Source organism: Symplocastrum torsivum, assembly GCF_059505465.1.
On sequence record NZ_JCACKQ010000134.1, the window covers coordinates 68,178 to 87,426 of the forward strand.

A 19,249-nucleotide genomic window follows, 5' to 3' on the forward strand; every position below is an offset into this window, starting at 1 on the left:
AGCTCACAACTTATCACTCTTCAACTCATTACTTTACTTACGCTTCGTCGTAACCTTCCAAGTCGAGTAAATAGAGATATGGTTCGGCTAACTCTGGACGTTGAAACGCCAGCGCCCGGAGTAGATGCCAATCATCCAGCCCTTCAAAGGCACTAGCATAATCATCCCGCTCTAAACGTGCAGCGAGTTCTGCAACGTCATCTACTGTGAGAGCCGAAATTTCACGCCGGGAAATGGTTAAAGTTGCCATCGCTAACGCCTCCCTTAACTAGCATCTATGTGAAACGCTGTACAGATTTAACAGCCGTTTTTATATTATCGCCATTTCCTGGCAGGACTATGTTTAAATACTACAAAGTATTATGTAAAGTAATGATGAGGTTTTGGTTTTAGCGTTGAGTTATTCATTAATGAATGAAAAACGAAAAACTCATCCTTCTCAACTCTTAACCACTAGTCAGAGATTTACCAGGATAAACTCTCGGATTACTTCTAAAACATCTGGTAGTATCTCATGCCCCATCTCAAATTCTTTGTATTGCATGGGTGTTCCTAAACCCATTAAGTGATCCCTGACTCTTTGCGCTGCACTTAGGGGCACAACATTATCGTGTTTACCATGCACAATTAAGACTGACGGCAATGGTGGCTCAAGTTCTTGAGGTGTCCGATGGAGATAACCGCTCAGGCAGATTAATCCTGCTAGTGGTAAGGTTAAGCCGACATCTAGGGTCATGGCTCCACCTTGAGAAAAGCCACATAAAACTGTCGATGCCAGAGGAATGTCTGTTAGATTCTCCAAAGATTGAAGCCATTCTGTTAGCATTTCCTGACTTTGGGTTAATCCCTTGTAGTCTTCCCGTTCAAGGTCATACCACATCCTGCCCTCTGGAACTTGAGGGTGAAGAAATGGCGCATTAGGAAGTAAGAACTGATAATTGGGCAAGTTTAGGACTGACGCCAGAGATGCCACGTCTTGGGCATTGGCACCCCAACCGTGCAAAATCACGATTAACCCAGCAGGTACCTGACCTGTTTCTGGGGGAATTGAAATAAAGTCGAGAGACAGGGCCTTACTCCAGAAGAATGCAACTCACCGATCAATATATTTTTGAAGCTGTCATTCTAACAGGATAATGTGGTAATTGTGCAAGAAAATCACCAATCAGAGATATCCTTGAAACTGTCGTTGTTCAGAATCAAATGGCGATCGCGATCAAAAGTAATTGCTCCTTCACTGCGTAGCTTGCTCAACAGTCGTGTCACTGTCACTCGTGTGGTTCCAATCGCATTCGCTAGGTTCTGATGGGTTAGCCGCACTCCTAAACGAGTCCCTTCCTCCACAGGTTGACCAATTTCCCGCTTCATCAGCATCAGCAGATGTTGCAAACGGTCTTCTACTCGGCGTTGACCGGATATCGCTAGGAGTGCCTCTGTTTGACGCATCCGGCGAACCAACTGCGGTAATATTACTTGCGCTAGTCGTGGGGAAGCATTCACTTCAGCTAAAGAAAACCAAGTGAGATGGACATCAGACAGTGCTGTTGCCTGATAGCTTTGTAGCAGGGAAAACCAATGACCAAAGAACGTTGAAGGTTCTGCCCAACCTAACCATATTTCCTCTCCATTCTGGCAAAGTGTAGTTAGCCGCACTAAGCCCTGGCAGACTTGCCATATACCTTGAGATACCAGAGGGATTTCTTCCCCTTTGGCATAAAAATGCAAGCGGCGTCCTTCATTCGGTTCGCGTTGATCGATTTCGAGAATTGCTCTGGAAGCTTGGGGCATGAGGTGCAACGTTTTCCAGTTTTTCAACAACTGGCTTAGATAGCCAGCCTCAATGTAAGCTACTCAGGTAAAGACTCGGTAATCACGAGATTAAGTGATTAATATTACAAAAATCTTGTTGAGGTGAGTTGAAAGACTATTCGGAAGGGCTTCTAGGCAATAGGCTAGACGGATTGGGCTTTTCTTCCCATAGCCTCTAGCCCTTTTCCGATCAGGTAAAAATTATTGCTCAACACCGCCTGAAGTGTCACGGACTGTTGTTGAAACAGGTTGCAGCACTGCCAGATGAAAGTCTTTCCTCACTTGAGGATTGAGATAGCGCTGTTGTAAACGCTGCCACTCCTGCCATGCTTGGTAACGAGCTTCGGTTAGCTGAGCAGCAAGTGTTGGCAGTTGAACGGTAATCTCTGAGTTGAGGGTATCAGCAAGAAAACCTGCCAAGACGAAGCTGTCTTGAATCTCCCCTAAAATCCTTTGGATTTCTTTGATGTCGTTGAGATAGTCCTGATATGTAGAGCTGTAAAAGTCTGTAAATAGCTCCATCTGATAGCGTACTCGCTTGGCTTGCTTACGCAGACTATGAACCTGATCTCCGTGAGTGTTTAAAAGTTGCACCACGCTGTCTGAGTTAATAGCACTGGGAATTTCTATCTCTCCAGCTTCGAGTTTGACCCCAACTAGCCAAGCTGGACTGAGAAAGAATTTACTCACTGAGGGGAGTAGCAAATCTGGCAAGATTTCGTAGATTGAGATTTCAGACAACTCTCCGTAAGTCGGTTCCTCTAGCCAATCTTTGAAGGCTCGCTTCAGTTTCGGATAGGGTTGCTCTTTGAGGGTACTCTGAACTTGCTCAAGGGACTTTTGACGCTGCTTTTCTAGCGTCGATAAAACTTTCTTGAGAGTGCCTTGTTCTTGCGTTGGTAGTGCTGGAAGGTAATGATTTTTGAGAGCATCTTGCAGTACGTCGATGTCCCGTAGTTCGCCTAGCCGTCTGGCAACTTTGGCAATTTTTTTCTCTTGGGCAGCTTTTGGCAAGTCTAGGGCGGGTGCGAAACCTGTTACGGCTGTACGCAAACGCCGCATCCCCACGCGCATCTGGTGTAAAGCTTCTGGGTCTTTATCTTTGAGAACGTCGCTTTCGTGTTTGTTCGTTTTCTGGAAGTGTTTTTGTAGTGCCAGATAAGCCCAATCACCGAAGGTTTTTGGGTCTGAGTTTTTAGTTTTTGTCATTTGAGCAGATGCTGGCTTTTAATGGTGAATTTGAATTAAAAGCCTATTTAATGAGGATGTATAGGCTAATCCTCTACTATACTATGTTTTTGACTCAATGCTTGTAGTAGAAATTACTTAATACCAAGGTGGTTGTGTGATGTCTAACGGACGAGAAACCCATAGGTCATAGCGGGTTGATGTTTCGCCCGTATGGAGATGCTTGACAAAAGGCTTACCTGTCCAGATTTGGCAGCTACAAACAGGTTTCGGCTCTTGCATTTCAAATCCACCGTTGGTAGTCGCTAGTTTGAAGAATTCAATATGCCAATGCGCGGGTTCAACGGCGATATGACCAAGATCTGTCTTGTCTTTCGCTGAATTGGAATGCCGATTATCGCGCTTGATGGCGGTGGGCAAAAAGTCGATATCAAGTAAATAAGACTCAAATCCCTGCTGACGGGCAAAGGCTAGGACTTCCTGCCAGCCATGAACAGGCAGACGATCGCCTTGGCGGTGGCAGTGTTGGCTAAAGCAGTATCCTCCAAATAGCCAGACGAGTTTTTCTAAGATGCTTTCGAGGCGATCGCGATCGCGTGTCATCAGTTCGACATCTTCGGGGAGGAGAAGGCGATCGGGTACGCACCACCAATACTCCCAAGACACCTCGTGATCTAAGGGTATAGTTCGCTTAACCACGCCAGGAATGCGATCGCGCCGTTGCACCTCCCGCACTTCCTCAGCATTTTGGGTATCAGGAATCGGCAATTCTAGATTTTGCTCTAGAGGATGTTTTGGTGCGATCGTGATTTCATCAGGAATAAAAGAGTCAAAGTCAATCATCAATCATCCTCTCAAGTCTTTGGTGCCGACAGCTTGCTCATTGCTTACCATAAAAGGTTGAAAATAGTAACTCTCGCTTGCCTAGTTTGCCACGCAACCATTATCTTTAAAGGATAAGTTTTTTAGACGCACTAACTACACCGAACACAATCCTTCTGTATGATGCCGAGCCAAGACTTGGGAGCAGCAGAGTCCATCGGGGCAATTAATACAAGAGACTTTTCCAGCCTAATGCCGAGACCTGGCTGGAATTGGAGCCGTCCTACAAAAGATAGATTTTTGTAGCGGTTGCTACAGCAGGAATGTAGTGAACTCAAGTAGCGAATAGCCATTATTTACTGCTTCCGTTTCACAAGAAATCGTGTAGTAGTGCAGTGTTAGGGGAGGTGACATAGGCTGAGCTGTCAAAAAAAGCTTTCTGCGTTTGACAAACATCATGGATATCATGAATCGCGGCTCCACTAAGAGTTGCCATTACTATCGCAGGCTTGGAACACTCAGTCTTAGTACAACTCGTAGGTTAATCAGGAAACGACCTTTAGTTAGCGAGGCTGTTCTAAAGGGAAGGCAAAGGTTTCAGATTGACGACTTGCTTCACAAAACGTCCCTTGTTTCCTTTTATTGACATCATTGTTTCCATCACTTTTCCCCTTTTAACTGTAGAGCCATCAGCCAAGCGTGATGATTCTTGGTTAAACCAATCAAGAATTTACCCTTGGCTCACTACCGCCTTCAATTAGAAGGGATTGAAATCGTACTCATTTCCAAAAAACTATTAGCTAACCCCTGCCACATGAACTTTCTTTTTATCCCAAGTTGCAGTCTAGTGCAGCATTTGACGCGGAGCTTTCCGCTTTTGGTTCCCCGTGTCTTGGCATCAAATATCACAACAGAATGCAACTGGGTATTAGAAAATCATGGCGAACCTGGGGCTGATTAACAGCCAATAAAATCAGGCAATTTTTATGAAAGCCAGTGAATTTTCAAGTGAAGATGTACTTTTGAGTCGGCATGAGACAGGAGAAAAAAATTTCTCCGGTGCCAATCTCATTGGAGCCGATTTAAGTGAAGTTAATCTCAATCGAGTCAATTTAACTTCAGCCCGTTTGAAGGGAGCAGATTTAACAAAGGCTAAACTCATTAGAGCAAATCTTAGCAATGCAGATTTGCGGTTTGCCAATCTTAAGGGCGCTCAATTGATTGAGACAACTCTTTCACGAGCTGACTTGACGAAAGCAATACTCAGTGAAGCAGATTTGAGTGGAGCGATTCTTTCTGGAGCTATTCTCTGTGGAGCAGATTTGAGGGCGGCTACCTTAATTGGCACTAGTCTAGTTTCCACTAGACTCAAAGGCGCAAAACTGACAAAAGCAAACTTGACTGGGGCAACACTCAGTCGAGCGATTCTTGTACAAGCCGACTTAAGAAAGGCAACGCTGAGTCGAGCGATTCTTAGTGAGGCTGACTTAAGTGGGGCAAATCTGAGTGGAGCGAGTTTGATGCGAACCTATTTGCATCGAGTGGACTTGCGGGGAGCCAATCTGGAAGATGCAGACTTGAGTGAAGCTGACCTTAAGGGCGCAAACCTAAGTGGGGCAAATCTGAGTGGGGTTGACCTACGAGGTGCAGACTTAAGGGAAACTAATTTGAGTGGTGCTGACCTCAGTGGGGCTGATTTGCAAGGCGCTAATCTCAGTCTGGCGAGTCTCAAGGGACTACTCCTAAAGAAAGCGAATCTCCGGGGGGCAGAACTGAGCAAGGCAAACTTGTACAAAGCAAACCTCTATAAAGCGAATCTCTCAGGGGCAAATTTGCTTGAAGCTAATTTACGGGATGCTAACCTGAGTCAGGCAAATCTGCTACGGGCGGGTTTGCTGCTAACTTATTTGACGGGAGCAAACCTTAGTGGCGCAAATCTCAGTGGTGCTAACTTAATCGGCGCAAATCTGAGTGAAGCCAATTTGAGTGATGCGGCTTTGGAAGGGGCAATTATGCCCAACGGTACAACCTATAGTTAAACGGCTTCGATTCCCGTTTTCTAGCCCCCAATCAACACTATATCGGTGTTTGTTGGGGGTTGATGTTTGCTACATATCTAAAGGAAAAATCTTCTATCAACTCAAATGCCTACACAGATGAGCCAATGTTTTAGGGAATTGGTACTACTCCTGATTTTCGGGCTGCACTCCAAGAATTAACAGCATCGCCTCCCTGTTCTTTTGCCTGATGCAGTGCTTGTTCAGCCGCAGTAATTAGCATCTTTGGAGAATACTCATAGCTAGGAATAATACTAGCTACTCCGAAACTCGTGGTGAGATATTGGCTAGCTGGAGGATTTGTTGGAATTTGTAATGCTTTCACTCCCTGACGAATTTCTTCTGCTATTCGGACAGCCCCTTCAGCTTTTGTCTGCGGCAGTATGATAATGAATTCCTCAAAACCATAACGTGCTACTAAGTCCGCAGGATGGCTTGCTGCCTTGAGAATCATTTGGGCAACTTTCTGTAAACATCTATCACTAGCTTGGTGACCGTAGGTATCGTTATAAACGTTAAAAAAGTCGAGGTCACAAAGAATGACAGATAAAGAAGCTTGCTCCTGCGCCATACGTTGCCACTCTTGCTCAAGATAGGCTTCAAAACAACGGCGCTTTGCAACCTGAGTCAGGCAATCCAAGAAAGTTAGGTGCTGTAACTCTCTACTCACTTTAAAGGAACAATCTAGTTCTTCACTTTGCTGCCATCCGCCTAAAGGTGGATGATATCCAGGAAGAAATTGACTACTCCAATGTTGTGAAGAAGCTTGAGTTTCTAAAATATTTTCTATGTCTGGCATCTCTTGGTGACATTGGCTACAAAACCAGTAGCTTCTCTTGTAGGAGACATGACGAAGTAAAGGATGGGAACAGCAAGGGCATAAATGTCTATTCATAGTAGTTTTTATCACTTTCTCTGAAAAGCTAGAATGGATGTGTCAGATTTGTTGACTTAGTAACCTTATTTATCTACTTATATTTTCCTTGTTTTTATAACAATAAAGATGTAGTTATTAGAATATTTATTGATAAGTATTAACTTGATACGGAATTAGGTCAATAGATGCAAAACCTCAAAGAAAGAGGCTGTTGCATTATTTAGCGATCGCTTTTCTGTCGGCAAGAATTTTTATCAACTCCAGAGGGGTGCCTACTCTCGCCATAGCTACGCTATGGCGGCTAGGGTTTTTAATCGAGGGTAAACTGAGTCCTGCGCTCAAAACTTCAATCAGACGAGTTTGCCCTGATTTAATCGACGATGCTCAACAACCCATGCCGAACGCCGTAAAACACCCGATCAATTAGTGTCCGCTCTTGTTCATTCAGTGTTTCATCCCTGAGTAAGGCAAATCTCAACAGTTGCTGATCGGTGTATGTAATTCTACGATGCATTAAAATTTGGGCAACGAGTTCCTCAATACTAACTTTGGTAGAACGCAATTTTTGTGGAAATACTTGAGCTGACATAGTATTTTCCAGAGTAAGTTTTTTCTACTCTTAATATGAGGTCTTCCTGAAGATGATTCTGTGATCCCAAAGTGGCAATAAAAGTGACACAAAGCCAACTTGATCTGTGATGTATGTCACTACAACAGACAGTATGTAAAGAAATTTGACCAAAAATCGAGGTGGGAAGAGTCGTAGTTATAATTAATTTCGCTTAACTACTTAAAATCATCACTCTGTGGCAAAAAAGAATGAGCGAAAATTGCTGCTTGAGTGCGATCGCGTAAATTCAACCGAGTCAAAATATTCGTTACGTGATTTTTGACCGTTCCTTCAGAAATATATAAAGACTGAGCAATTTCCCGATTACTCGCTCCCTTGGCAATCAACTGTAAAACATCCTGTTCTCTAGGTGTCAAGTCATCCCAACTTGGTGGTGGTGCTGGCGAGGCGGTTGGCACTTTTGCAATAATTTTCTCAACTAATCCCGGTGCTAGCTGAGTGTAACCCTTATGAATCGCTCGAATTGCAGCAGCTAACTCTTCGGAGGGCGTATCTTTGAGCAAATATCCCATCGCCCCATGACGTAACGCGGCGGCTACATATTCATCATCATCAAACGTTGTCAGCACTAAAATTTTTGTACCTGCAAACCGTTTGGTAATTTCTCGCGTTGCGGCTACCCCATCCATAAACTGCCTAAGTTTTTCATTAGCACTTACAAGTTTTTCTCGACTCTGACGCTCAGTCAGTAGAGCATTCATTAATAGCAGCACAAAGGCTAAACTTAAGCCAAATAAAAGTGCATAGCTCAAGAGGAAAAAACGCAATTTATTTTGCAGAACGGGGCGTGCAAGAAAGTTTTGAAACCAGCGTAACAGTGTTAGCAAAAATAAAGAAAATGATAAACTTGTAATGACTAAACGCCCTGGTAATTGAAAGATTAAACAACTGCGAATGACAAGCACAATGTAAGGGAAGGGAAAGAGCCGCATTCCTCCTGCAAATGTGGTTACTGAAATCAAGAGAATTTCCAGACAAGTGTATATTAGCTTGTGAATATGCTTCCCTGTCGGTAGTCTCAAACCAATTGCCCCATAGGCGGCAATACTTGAAAATGTTAACAGTGGCAACCGAGGAATTCTGCGAAACGGGTAAGGTGAAACTTCAGAGAGAGCAGCAACAGCCAGTAGTATCCACTCTCGATAGAGCAGAAACCGAAATGGATGGTTGTGGATTTGTATGGGTCGGCTCATCAGGAACTCTTCGGTTTTATTTAGGATAAAAATCCCAGCTAATAATTGTTTGATGGTTAATCATTTAACTCTATAAGGAGGTAAATCTAGGGTCGTGGACAACATTAGACTAATGGGTTGTCTTTTAACCCATGACTATAGTCATGATGTAGAACATGACTTTTTGGATATGTGATCTGACGGTTGAAATTTCTATGATGATGACATCGAACAAAGGCTCTTACAGGAGATTACAGATGAAACTCAAATTAATGCCTATGTTAGTTGGTGGAGCCGCTGCACTCGCCCTTGTTGCTACTCCCTTCGTTCTCAAAGCCGATGCCAACACTTCTGAGCAACCCTTACTAGCGCAAGCACAACGTCAAGGTCAAGGTCGGTATGCAGGACTAGACCTTACCCAGGAACAACAAGACAAAATTGCTCAAATTCGGCGGGAGACGCGATCGCAAATTGAAGCACTCCTCACACCAGAGCAACAGGAGCAACTAAAAGCCCTCAGACAGAACAACCGACAGCAGCAACGAGAAGCATTCCGAGCCGCTCGCGAGGCAGTGAATCTCTCTGACACTCAGATAGCTCAAATGCGAGAGATCAGAAAGTCTGCAAGAACCGAGATTCAAGCTATTCTAACTCCACAACAACAGGAACAGTTGCAACAAAACATCCAAGAGCGGCGTCAGCAGCGAAACAGTAACACTAATTAAGCTGTCATGCATTTAAGAAAGTGATACGCACTCATGGGACAAAGGTTAAAGGGAAACCAGCCTTTCCCTTTTCCCCTACTCTTGCTCTCTACTACATTTGAACGCAACTTGGTATTAGTCCTATTTACAGGCTCAGATCGCTTGTATAGCTGTCGCCATAAATGTTAGGACATTAGCAGGAGCTTGCGTTCCTGAGCTAGAGCCGATTTGACCAAAAGCTGACCGCTGAAAGCTGACTGCTGATTGCTATAGCATAGGTTGAAGTAGTAGATGAAAATGAGATTGAAAGTCTGTAATGAAAAAAGCATTGTGGTCGAGTCTGTTGCTTTTGTTGTTGCCACTGGTAGCTTGCTCACCGCAACCAATCAGAACTTCAACAACAGGTAAAACCGAAGCAAAACCCCTAGTTATGGGTGCGATTCCAGACCAAGACCCACAAAAGTTGCAGCGACAATACGAAAAGCTAGCAAGCTATCTGGAGAAAGAACTGGGTGTACCAGTGGAATATAAGCCAGTAACTGACTATGCCGCAGCCGTGACTGCCTTTAAAGTTGGCGATGTGCAGTTGGTTTGGTTTGGGGGATTAACGGGTGTTCAGGCACGGTTACAAGTGCCAGGTGCAGACGCGATCGCACAGCGGGATGTCGATGAGCAATTCCACAGCCTCTTCATTGCTAACAAGCAGAGTGGGCTAACCCCAATTAAAGATACTGCCGAACTCCAGCAGCTTAAAGATCGTACCTTTACCTTTGGCAGTGAGTCTTCCACTTCTGGGCGTCTAATGCCGCAATACTTCCTGGAACAAGCTGGTGTCAAACTGGAAAACTTCAAAGGTCAACCCGGTTTTTCTGGCGATCATGATAAGACAATCAAACTGGTTGAAGCTGGCACCTACGAAGTGGGGGCTGTGAATGAAAAAGTTTGGCAGAAGCGAGTTGCTACCAAAGAAGTAGACCTAAGTAAAGTTGATGTGATTTGGCGATCGCCTGCCTATTACGATTACCACTGGGTAATTAATCCAGATGTCACAGATTCATACGGAAAGTATTTTATCAAGAAAGTGCAGGATGCTTTTTTGAAACTAGACCCTAATGTGCCAGAACACAAGGAAATTCTCGATCTGTTTGAGGCGAAGAAGTTTATTACCACTCAAAATTCCAACTACACTCAAATTGAAGAGATTGGGCGGAAAATTGGCAAGATTAAGTAATTGTCAATGTGAGAGTGTTATGGCAGTCGCCAACGCAACTCTTGACTCTCACCAAATACTGAAACCAAGACCCGTCAATCTTTCCGCTTCTGCCTTCTGCCCTCTGCCTTTTGCTATAGATGGAGACAAGCTTCAAACGAGCCGAGATATCTGATATAGAAATCCTGATGGAGTTCATCCGGGAGTTCTGTGAGGTCGATCATCATCCATTTGATGACTCTAGTATTCGTGTTGCCTTAGCAAAAATTGTGAGCGATGAGTCTCTAGGGAGAGTGTGGTTAATCCAACACAATAACCAAGCGATCGGGTATATTGTCCTGACGTTTGGCTATAGTTTGGAATACCGAGGGCGTGAAGCCGTTATTGATGAAATTTACATCCGCGAGGGTCATCAGGGGCAAGGAATAGGCAAAAGAGCTATAGAGTTTGTAGAAGAAGTTTCTCCGTCTCTCGAAATAAAAGTCCTTCATTTAGAAGTTGAGCGGGAAAATACTGCCGCCCAAAACTTTTATCGGAAGGTGGGTTTTGAAGCTCAGGATAGCTATTTGATGACCAAATGGATAGCAACCTGAGTGGTGAAATGAACTCAAGTTTACCTATCTTTGAACTGAAAAACGTTACACAACAATTTGGGAGTTTTCAGTCGTTAGTTGATATAAATTTGCAAATTCAAGCAGGCGATCGCGTTGCACTGGTTGGTTCTAGTGGGGCAGGGAAAAGCACCCTGATTAGTTTGCTCAACGGTACACTATTACCAACACAGGGCGAAGTTTGGGTACTCGGTCGCAACCTTGCTCAGCTTCGCCCAAAGCTGCTGCGCCAAGTCCAACGGCAGATTGGGACAGTTTACCAGCAATTTCATTTAGTCGATAACTTGCGGGTGATTCACAATGTGAATGCTGGACACCTCGGTCGTTGGTCGTTTCTGAAAGCTGCTGCCTCACTCATGGTTCCAATGGATGTTGAAACGGCTTTCAAAGCGTTGGCACAGGTTGGAATTCCCGAAAAGCTGTATGAACGCACTGATAAGCTTTCTGGTGGTCAACAGCAACGAGTTGCGATCGCGCGTGTCCTTGTCCAAAATCCTACAGCTATCCTTGCTGATGAACCGATATCCAGCCTCGATCCAGAACGCAGCCGTGAGATTATGGACATATTGCGCCAACTAAGTCAGGACACAGGCAAGACATTGGTTACCAGCCTTCACGCGATCGAGTTTGCTCGTAGCCATTACCAACGCATTATCGGTCTGCGACAGGGACGCATTTTGTTTAATACACCTGCTGAAGCCCTGTCAGACTCGATGATTGAAGAGTTGTATCATCTTTCGAGATAAAACTAAACTCACCGTTACGGCTTTCCTGATGTGCTTTCTGAGTCCAACTATCATTGGACAACGGCTCATCAGAAATTTTGGGATAAAACGGATGGGGAGGTTCCTGGGCAAATAAGGCAGAACCTTGGTCATGGGATTTAACCAAGTTGACTAGCCAAGGCAAAAAGTCTAGAATCTCCTCCGGAAGAAGGGTTAACTCAAAGTGCCAATCCTGATTAAGTCCTTGATGGTCTCTTCTCCACTTTGTAGCTGTAGCCACACCGCCACCTTTATTAAGAGATAACCGAAGAATAAAAGGACGCTCAGGGATTAATTGATCAGGTGCAGTGTGAACATAAATACGCAAATAATTCAGTCGTTGCTGGTCATCTATCCAAGATGCCATTGGAGGATTACCAGTGGATGAACTACCGTTAGTAACGTTCACTGGTACTTCCATCGCTGCGGCAAATAGAGAGTAGAACTCACGCCTTAGCTGAGAGATAATGCGTATCGCTTCTGGAGTCATGGTTACTGGACCTTTTGGAAAAACATATGCTAAGTGACTCTTTTTATAACTACTGAAGAGCTTGAGCCAAATAGCCTTTCATCTCGTTTACCATTTAGAGCGGGAATGTCTCTTAGATTGCTTGTGCCTTGCAATTAGTTTGCGCTTGCGTTTTTCAAGAGGCGTTTCAAAGTGGCGATGCTTCCTCATGTCGGGAAAAATTCCTGCTCTAGAAACTTGTCGCTTAAATCGACGAAGAGCTGACTCAATTCCTTCGTTTTCGCCAAGAATTACTTGGGTCATCTGTTTTCCTCCATTGCCTTAGTTAGTAGCGTTTTTTGTACTGAGTAATCCAGTAAGCCGGTGTATAAAAAAGGACAGACTCGGAGCCTGCCCTTTAGACCTCAGAGCTAAATTTTTAGTCTCAAGACTCTTAGTTGTAGTTGCGCCGAGACGTTCTATTGTTGTTGCCCCAGTTACCACCGCCACCACCAGATGGTTTTCTATCTTCGCGAGGCTTAGCCTTATTTACCTTCAGATCACGCCCCATCCATTCAGCACCATCAAGTGCCTCAATTGCAGCCGCTTCTTCTGCCTCTGATGCCATTTCGACAAATGCAAAACCTCGGACTCTCCCCGTTTCGCGGTCTGTGGGTAGTTGAACCCGACTCACAGTTCCGTACTCTGCAAAGACCTGGCTGAGATCTTCTTGGCTGACCTCATAGGAGAGGTTCCCGACGTAAATTGACATAAATGTCTCCAAATCAGAGGGTGTAGAGAACTAGATTCGGAGAGAGGCTTGTCAATGCTAAAGAGCAAACTACGCAGCCGAATTTAAGCTTCCCTGGACATATTAACACACCAAGGAGAGGTAGGGTGGGAGAAAGAAGGCATAGGAGCTATAGGCTAGATCGATGGACATGAGCGAGTGTTTTTGGATGTGATATGAGACGAAATCTAAATCATCTATCATATCCTCTCCCTCATCGCCCCTCACTCCTCAACGTTAGAAGCTTGTGGGGCTTAGTATTAGTAGCCTCTCTTGTCTGGTCATTGCACACAGCAGGTTTATTTCAGGGGGATCTGATTAACCAAGGGGGCTGGACACTTGTCCTACGTTTTCTTGCTGCGGCTATTCATCCTGAACTGAGTGCAGAATTACTGAAGCTGACACTGGAGGCATCCCTCAAGACACTCGCTTACGCTGTGTGTGGTACAGCTTTGAGTGTACTTATCGGTTTGGTCGGTGGTGTTCTTTCGTCTGAGGTGTGGTGGCAGTCTGTCTTAGCTGTGAGTCGGGGCACGACATATCGCACTCCTACTTACTGGTTGGTGGTACGAGCCGTTTTAGCAATTCCTAGAGCAATTCATGAACTGATTTGGGCATTGTTTTTCGTCAACATCTTTGGACTTGACCCACTTGTCGCAATTTTAGCGATCGCAATTCCCTTTGGTGCCATCACTGCCAAAGTCTTCTCAGAGATTTTAGATGAAACACCTCGCCAAGCCTTACTCGCACTCCTCAACAGCGGCGTTCCACCGCTCAATGCCTTTATCTACAGCCTAATTCCGCAAGCCTTTCTCAATCTCCTCTCCTACAGTTTCTATCGGTTTGAGTGTTCGATTCGTTCAGCCGCCGTTCTTGGCATCATCGGTGCGGGTGGACTCGGTTATGAACTTCTCCTCAGCCTCCAGTCTCTACGCTATGAACAGATGTGGACGTTTTTGATTGCTCTAATTCTATTAAGTGGCATCACGGATTTCTGGAGTGCGATGCTGCGCCGTCGTTTAGGGGCACCTAGTCGCCTAGATTTGAATGTCCTCAATCTTCAAGAACGCAAAAACCCAGTTTCCCAAACTGATCCAGTCGTAAAGGGTTCATTTTTGGGTGGCATTGTTTTAGTTCTCTTCTCCTTCTGGTATGTCCAAGCTGACTATTCCAAGCTTTGGGCACCACGAACCGCCCAACTGTTAGCGGGAGTCGTTCAGGATGCGTTTCCACCGGATGGTAGCCAGCTAAGCCAACTGTTCACCTTGTCATTGCAGACGTTGGCAATGTCTATTCTGGCAATGGCAGTAGCAGGCTTAGGGGGCATCTTGCTTTCTTTTCCTGCCGCAAGTAACTTCCTTTTACCAGGAGGAATTTTTGACCGTGGCAAATCTGCCCAACCCTCCTTTTTCAGGGGAGATCTAAATCGCTGGTGGGGAACCAGTGTTTTGGTATGTACCCGATTCCTACTGCTTTTTGTTCGTGCGGTTCCTGAACCGATTTGGGCGTTAATCTTCCTATTTGTCTTATTTCCAGGAATTCTACCCGGAGCGATCGCACTCGGTTTGCACAATCTAGGCATTCTAGGGCGTCTGATGGCGGAAGTGACAGAAAATTTAGATGAACGCCCAATGCGATCTCTTAAAGCCTTAGGTGCAACAAGTCCTCAAGTCTTCCTGTACAGTGTCTTACCCCTCACCTTGCCTCGCTTTATTGCGTACATTCTCTATCGTTGGGAAGTCTGCATCCGCGCTACCGTAATTGTTGGCTTAGTGGGGGCTGGAGGATTAGGTCGTCTACTGACAGAGCAACTAAGTAGCTTTGACTACAAAGGACTGCTAACAACTTTAATCGTTTTTATTGCCCTTACCTTCCTCGTAGACCTAATCAGTGCCTCAGTGCGACGGACATTAAGGTAGTAGTAACAAGCCTGTCCTCACTTCGACAAAGCAGAAAATCTCGATTTTAATAGAGCAGTTGAGAGATTTTTGAGGATAATCCCTAGATGCGAGTACTAAAAAGTTTTTTTTATAGACTCCGAAGACGTAGAAAAGACTGGGTTATCTGGCTTGTTTTTACTGGCGCGATCGCTTTCTTGTTGGCGGTTATCCTCAACCCTCAAAAGCTTCCCATAAGCATTGCAACTAACGAAACAGCTACAAAAACTCGCGTTGTAGTGATGACAGATATTGGAGATGACGCTGATGATCAGCAATCAATGATTCGCTTTCTCAGCTATGCTAACGAATTTGACATTGAAGGGATTACAGTTACACCTCTCTACAGACCCGGAAGACCTAACAGTGTTGCCGCTAGTATGGCAATTATGGAAAGCTTGCTAAATGCTTATGGAACTGTTCATAGCAATTTAATTTTACATAGTTCAGACTTTCCTACAAAGGCTTATCTAGAAAGCGTGACCAAGACGGGAAATCACGGCTTGAAGTTTTATACCTATGGTTACGAATCAAATATTGGGGATTGGATTGGGGAAGGAAATACACCATCGGGACCGGAGTGGGTCGTACAACCTAAGGACTCAGAGGCTTCCAATCTAATTGTTTCAAGTTTGAAAAAAAATGACCCTCGCCCAATTTGGTTCCTAGCTTGGGGAGGAACTTATCCGCTTGCACAAGCCCTTTATCGAATTGAACATTCTGGGCATAGTAAAACGGAGATTGCGGCAATGAAAAGTAAGATAAGACTTTATGATATCGACAAACAAGATACAACGTTCCCTAATTATATTCAAACGAATCACAAGGATATTAAAATCATTGCCAGTGGTATAACTTTCAACCAAATTCATACCCCTAACGAACCCGATCACAACTACAAAGATAGTAATTGGGTAGAGACAAACATCCGTAATAATCACGGAGAATTAGGTGCTAAATACCCAAATTATACTGGCGATGTAGTCGGAGTAAAAGAGGGCGATAGTCCAACATTCTTGCACCTAATCCCCAATGGCTTGAATGACCCAGAAAAACCTGATTTTGGAGGTTGGGGAGGGCGATACCAGCTAAATACAGCAAATGGCTCTCAATGGTATGAAGATATTACAGACCCTTCAGGTCTTGATATGTGGGGTCGGCGGATAGAAAGCTCAATTCCTCAATGGCGCAAGCAATTCCAAAACGATTTTGCAGCTCGAATGGATTGGCAGACCAGGAGTTATGCTGAAGCCAATCATAATCCTACCGCTGCTTTTAATGGTGAGCTTTCTAAAAATGTTATTCTCCAAAATATCTCACCGGGTCAGACAGTAACCTTGAGTGCTACTGGTTCTAGCGACCCTGATGGAGATTCACTGTCTTACAATTGGTTTCAATACAAGAAACCAGGAACTTACAGCGGCAATCTTGAAGTTAGTAATTCAAACTCTAGTAAGGCAAGCTTTGTTGCGCCGAATGCTGTAGGGCAAACTATCCATATCCTTCTTGAAGTTCAAGATAATGGAAACCCATCGCTAGTAAGCTATCGAAGGATTGTCTATACCATCAGATGAGTCGGCTGCTTCATAATCATTTACAAACTGCCTTTAGGAAGTTGTTCTTAATAAAAAATGAGGCGTAGCTTGCTCTACTCAAGCAGATTGTAAAACTTTGGAGTTAATTTGATAAAGTTTTCAATAATTTTCTTCCGGAATCAGTAACAGCTAGTTTGTAGGTTGCAGTGTTCCTACAGGAAGTTTAACAACGCGGATAAATAAGTTTGTTTAAGCCAACATTCTCACTTAAATCGAGAGTTTGGTTACAAGAAGCTGTTTATCCAAAGTCTTTTTCTGTAGAAAACACTTAAACACTAACTTACAAAATAAGGCAATAAACATGGTTAGATTTCATGGTTTTAGCCCTCGTACAGGGGAGAATTGCCCTCCTGGTCAATTTGCTCAAACCGGAAAGTTTGGCAGGATGTTTCCAGAACTTCGTGCCTTGACTCCCTCCTTGGACGCTTTGGAGGACTTGGGAGACGCGATGAATGATGCAAACCCTGAGTCTCCAAAAGGCGACAATAAAGACGTGCCAGCCGGGTACACCTACCTCGGTCAATTCATCGATCATGACATCACCTTCGACACTACAGCTCTACAAGAAATCATTGTTGACCCGTTGGCGGTGAGAAACTTTCGCACGCCGATGCTCGACTTAGATAACCTCTATGGGAGTGGTCCGAGTGTACAACCCTATCTCTATCAACTCTCTGACCCTGAGCTATTTTTGATTGGGAAAACCAACGCACAGCCTGGTGGAGGAGACTCCAGCCTTCCCACTCAGCTACCCAACGACCTCCCTCGTGCCGAGAGTGGTCTAGCAATCATTGGTGACCCACGCAATGACGAAAACTTGATTGTTGCACAACTTCACTTAGCTTTTCTCAAGTTTCATAACAAGATAGTTGCAGGAATTCGGGATGGTAGCATCCAACAAGAATCTCCTATTCGCAAGTCAGCGTTTGAAGAAGCCAGAGATTTAGTAATTTGGCATTATCAGTGGATTGTACTTCACGACTTTTTGCGCCGCATTCTTGATAATGAGCAACTAGACCAAGTTCTGAATGGAGGTAGACGCTTTTACAAATTTGAGAAAGAGCCGTTTATTCCGATTGAGTTTTCGGTCGCAGCTTATCGTCTCGGTCATAGTATGATTCGTGCAATTTATGACTACAACCGAGTCTTTACACCTCGTCCTGGTGGAGTCGTACCTGCTTCGTTGGAACTACTATTTAACTTCACTGCCAAATCAGGCCCACAAGGCGAGTTTACCAGTGTTCCCATTCCTAGTGACTGGATTATTGATTGGAGAAGATTTTTTGAAATAGACCCTAAGGTGCCAGTTGGGTTCAGTCGTGAACTAGACCCGTTCCTGGTTGACCCACTGAAGAATTTGCCGAATGTTCCAAAACCAAATTCACTGGCTGTCAGGAACTTGCAACGTGGTCGCAGTGTCGGCTTGCCATCCGGTCAAAGTATAGCGAAGTTCATGGGATTCAAGCCGTTGGCTAAGTCAAAGATTGCTCAAGGTCCCGATGGAAAGGTTGCTAAGAAGCATAAGTTTGATATTGAATCACCGCTCTGGTACTACATCCTTAAGGAAGCACAAATTCAAGGTCAAGGAAAGCGTTTAGGTCAAGTGGGAAGTCGGATTGTAGCTGAGGTTTTTGTTGGTTTACTGCAAGCAGATAGCAGTTCATTCTTGGCGCGGAATCCAGATTGGAAGCCAACACTGCCTGCTGAGAAAGCCGGAACATTTACGATGGCAGATTTGCTGAGATTTGTGGATGACATTAATCCCATTGGCTAAGCCATTACCACTTTACTTGTGATGATTGGAAAAGGGTTACGAGCATCTACAGTAGGGAGGTACAACTGTACCCCCTACCATGAAATGTCGTGAACGCCAGTGAATCCTTAGCAAAGCGGTTCGGACAGGACTAGCGTAGAGCGTACTTGCTCGAATAGCTGAGCAACTTTATCTAAATCTTTATCTCCAGGCGATCGCTCTACACCACTTGATAAATCTACCCCATTCGGTTGCAACCCGCTCAGAGCCTCTAAAATATTATCCGGTGTTAAGCCGCCAGCTAGTAACCACGGGCAATCGGGACTAAATTGCCGCAGCGTTACCCAATCTAAGGTTTTACCCGTACCTCCCAACATTTGAGGATGATAAGCGTCTAGTAACAGCGTATCCACACAACTGACGTAAGTATTCGAGTGGCTTAAACACTCTGGTGTCTTAACTCTGAGCGCTTTAAGAATTTCCACTTCTGGGAGAGACTCTCGCAGCCTTTGACAAAATTCTGGGGATTCACTGCCGTGTAATTGCACAGCACTCAAACCCGCTTCAGCAACAATCTCAGTGATGTCTTCAATTGTGGCATCAGCAAACACGCCAATTCGATCAACCTCTACAAGCAATGCCTCTACGATTGCCCGAATTTGCCCCGGCGTTACATAACGGGGAGAGGCTTGCACACAGATGAATCCTAAGGCTGTTGCTCCTAGTTGTGCGATCGCCTGACCTTGATCTGGTTTGGTAATACCACAAATTTTGACCCGCATCGTCTACAGTTCTCAGTTTTTGTGAATTGTATAGCTTTGTATCAAAATAACTCGTAAAAGTGTTAATTCTTCAAACAAGTTGTCAATTTTTTCCTTAGA

The 19,249-nt window shown here is 44.6% G+C and carries 20 protein-coding genes; 8 read left to right on the forward strand and 12 right to left on the reverse strand.

What is annotated here, in order from left to right; translation table 11 throughout:
- Positions 1-37: 37 nt before the first annotated feature.
- The 5 genes from isiD to AC5JL3_RS34875 form a co-directional block, all read right to left on the reverse strand.
- Complete coding sequence (gene isiD / locus AC5JL3_RS34855) at positions 38-250, reverse strand: protein IsiD (RefSeq protein ID WP_192221671.1); 213 nt, start codon at positions 248-250, stop codon at positions 38-40.
- Between the two features lie 207 nt (positions 251-457).
- Positions 458-1,069 carry an alpha/beta hydrolase gene (locus AC5JL3_RS34860; RefSeq protein WP_496078882.1) on the reverse strand — a complete coding sequence of 204 codons (612 nt, stop codon included), beginning with the start codon at positions 1,067-1,069 and terminating at the stop codon, positions 458-460.
- A gap of 89 nt (positions 1,070-1,158) precedes the next feature.
- The gene (locus tag AC5JL3_RS34865; RefSeq protein WP_192221670.1) at positions 1,159-1,788 is read right to left on the reverse strand and encodes a Crp/Fnr family transcriptional regulator; all 630 of its coding nucleotides are present in this window, start codon (positions 1,786-1,788) and stop codon (positions 1,159-1,161) included.
- Positions 1,789-2,010: 222 nt separating this feature from the next.
- Positions 2,011-3,018, reverse strand: coding sequence for a CHAD domain-containing protein (locus tag AC5JL3_RS34870; protein WP_496078817.1), 1,008 nt, complete (start codon positions 3,016-3,018; stop codon positions 2,011-2,013).
- A 117-nt stretch (positions 3,019-3,135) separates the two neighbouring features.
- On the reverse strand, positions 3,136-3,840 hold the full coding sequence (locus tag AC5JL3_RS34875; RefSeq protein WP_496078818.1) for a hypothetical protein: 705 nt from the start codon (positions 3,838-3,840) through the stop codon (positions 3,136-3,138).
- 965 nt (positions 3,841-4,805) lie between these two features.
- Between AC5JL3_RS34875 and AC5JL3_RS34880 the strand changes: the two genes are divergently transcribed.
- The gene (locus tag AC5JL3_RS34880; protein ID WP_496078819.1) at positions 4,806-5,858 is read left to right on the forward strand and encodes a pentapeptide repeat-containing protein; all 1,053 of its coding nucleotides are present in this window, start codon (positions 4,806-4,808) and stop codon (positions 5,856-5,858) included.
- 130 nt (positions 5,859-5,988) lie between these two features.
- Here AC5JL3_RS34880 and AC5JL3_RS34885 read toward each other — a convergent pair whose 3' ends face one another.
- The 3 genes from AC5JL3_RS34885 to AC5JL3_RS34895 all read right to left on the reverse strand — a co-directional run bounded on the left by AC5JL3_RS34885 (position 5,989) and on the right by AC5JL3_RS34895 (position 8,577).
- Positions 5,989-6,771, reverse strand: a complete 783-nt coding sequence (locus AC5JL3_RS34885; RefSeq protein ID WP_496078820.1) for a diguanylate cyclase domain-containing protein — start codon at positions 6,769-6,771, stop codon at positions 5,989-5,991.
- A 352-nt stretch (positions 6,772-7,123) separates the two neighbouring features.
- Positions 7,124-7,342, reverse strand: coding sequence for a hypothetical protein (locus AC5JL3_RS34890; protein WP_496078821.1), 219 nt, complete (start codon positions 7,340-7,342; stop codon positions 7,124-7,126).
- A 197-nt stretch (positions 7,343-7,539) separates the two neighbouring features.
- Positions 7,540-8,577, reverse strand: coding sequence for a LuxR C-terminal-related transcriptional regulator (locus AC5JL3_RS34895; protein ID WP_496078822.1), 1,038 nt, complete (start codon positions 8,575-8,577; stop codon positions 7,540-7,542).
- Between the two features lie 236 nt (positions 8,578-8,813).
- Here AC5JL3_RS34895 and AC5JL3_RS34900 point away from each other — a divergent pair, with 236 nt between their 5' ends.
- The 4 genes from AC5JL3_RS34900 to AC5JL3_RS34915 all read left to right on the forward strand — a co-directional run bounded on the left by AC5JL3_RS34900 (position 8,814) and on the right by AC5JL3_RS34915 (position 11,827).
- Positions 8,814-9,281, forward strand: coding sequence for a hypothetical protein (locus tag AC5JL3_RS34900; RefSeq protein WP_496078823.1), 468 nt, complete (start codon positions 8,814-8,816; stop codon positions 9,279-9,281).
- 295 nt (positions 9,282-9,576) lie between these two features.
- Positions 9,577-10,491 carry a putative selenate ABC transporter substrate-binding protein gene (locus tag AC5JL3_RS34905; protein WP_496078824.1) on the forward strand — a complete coding sequence of 305 codons (915 nt, stop codon included), beginning with the start codon at positions 9,577-9,579 and terminating at the stop codon, positions 10,489-10,491.
- 119 nt (positions 10,492-10,610) lie between these two features.
- Positions 10,611-11,063, forward strand: a complete 453-nt coding sequence (locus AC5JL3_RS34910; protein WP_496078825.1) for a GNAT family N-acetyltransferase — start codon at positions 10,611-10,613, stop codon at positions 11,061-11,063.
- 8 nt (positions 11,064-11,071) lie between these two features.
- Entirely contained in the window at positions 11,072-11,827 is a 756-nt protein-coding gene (locus AC5JL3_RS34915) for a phosphonate ABC transporter ATP-binding protein (protein WP_496078826.1), read from the forward strand.
- Here AC5JL3_RS34915 and AC5JL3_RS34920 read toward each other — a convergent pair.
- The 3 genes from AC5JL3_RS34920 to rbp all read right to left on the reverse strand — a co-directional run bounded on the left by AC5JL3_RS34920 (position 11,763) and on the right by rbp (position 13,065).
- Positions 11,763-12,335, reverse strand: a complete 573-nt coding sequence (locus tag AC5JL3_RS34920) for a hypothetical protein (RefSeq protein WP_496078827.1) — start codon at positions 12,333-12,335, stop codon at positions 11,763-11,765. The genes AC5JL3_RS34915 and AC5JL3_RS34920 overlap by 65 nt on opposite strands.
- 87 nt (positions 12,336-12,422) lie before the next feature.
- Positions 12,423-12,617, reverse strand: a complete 195-nt coding sequence (rpsU, locus tag AC5JL3_RS34925; protein ID WP_192221658.1) for a 30S ribosomal protein S21 — start codon at positions 12,615-12,617, stop codon at positions 12,423-12,425.
- 130 nt (positions 12,618-12,747) lie between these two features.
- Positions 12,748-13,065 (reverse strand): RNA-binding regulator, encoded by a 318-nt coding sequence (gene rbp / locus AC5JL3_RS34930; protein ID WP_192221657.1) that lies wholly within the window; start codon positions 13,063-13,065, stop codon positions 12,748-12,750.
- Between the two features lie 194 nt (positions 13,066-13,259).
- Between rbp and AC5JL3_RS34935 the strand changes: the two genes are divergently transcribed.
- The 3 genes from AC5JL3_RS34935 to AC5JL3_RS34945 all read left to right on the forward strand — a co-directional run bounded on the left by AC5JL3_RS34935 (position 13,260) and on the right by AC5JL3_RS34945 (position 18,389).
- Positions 13,260-15,002: a PhnE/PtxC family ABC transporter permease gene (locus tag AC5JL3_RS34935; RefSeq protein WP_496078828.1), complete on the forward strand. Its 1,743-nt coding sequence runs from the start codon at positions 13,260-13,262 to the stop codon at positions 15,000-15,002.
- Between the two features lie 86 nt (positions 15,003-15,088).
- On the forward strand, positions 15,089-16,594 hold the full coding sequence (locus tag AC5JL3_RS34940; protein ID WP_496078829.1) for a nucleoside hydrolase-like domain-containing protein: 1,506 nt from the start codon (positions 15,089-15,091) through the stop codon (positions 16,592-16,594).
- Positions 16,595-16,916: 322 nt separating this feature from the next.
- Complete coding sequence (locus AC5JL3_RS34945) at positions 16,917-18,389, forward strand: peroxidase family protein (RefSeq protein ID WP_496078830.1); 1,473 nt, start codon at positions 16,917-16,919, stop codon at positions 18,387-18,389.
- A 107-nt stretch (positions 18,390-18,496) separates the two neighbouring features.
- On the opposite strand, the gene AC5JL3_RS34950 is transcribed toward AC5JL3_RS34945, so the two are convergent.
- Positions 18,497-19,150, reverse strand: coding sequence for a phosphoribosylanthranilate isomerase (locus AC5JL3_RS34950; protein ID WP_496078831.1), 654 nt, complete (start codon positions 19,148-19,150; stop codon positions 18,497-18,499).
- Positions 19,151-19,249 lie beyond the last annotated feature (99 nt).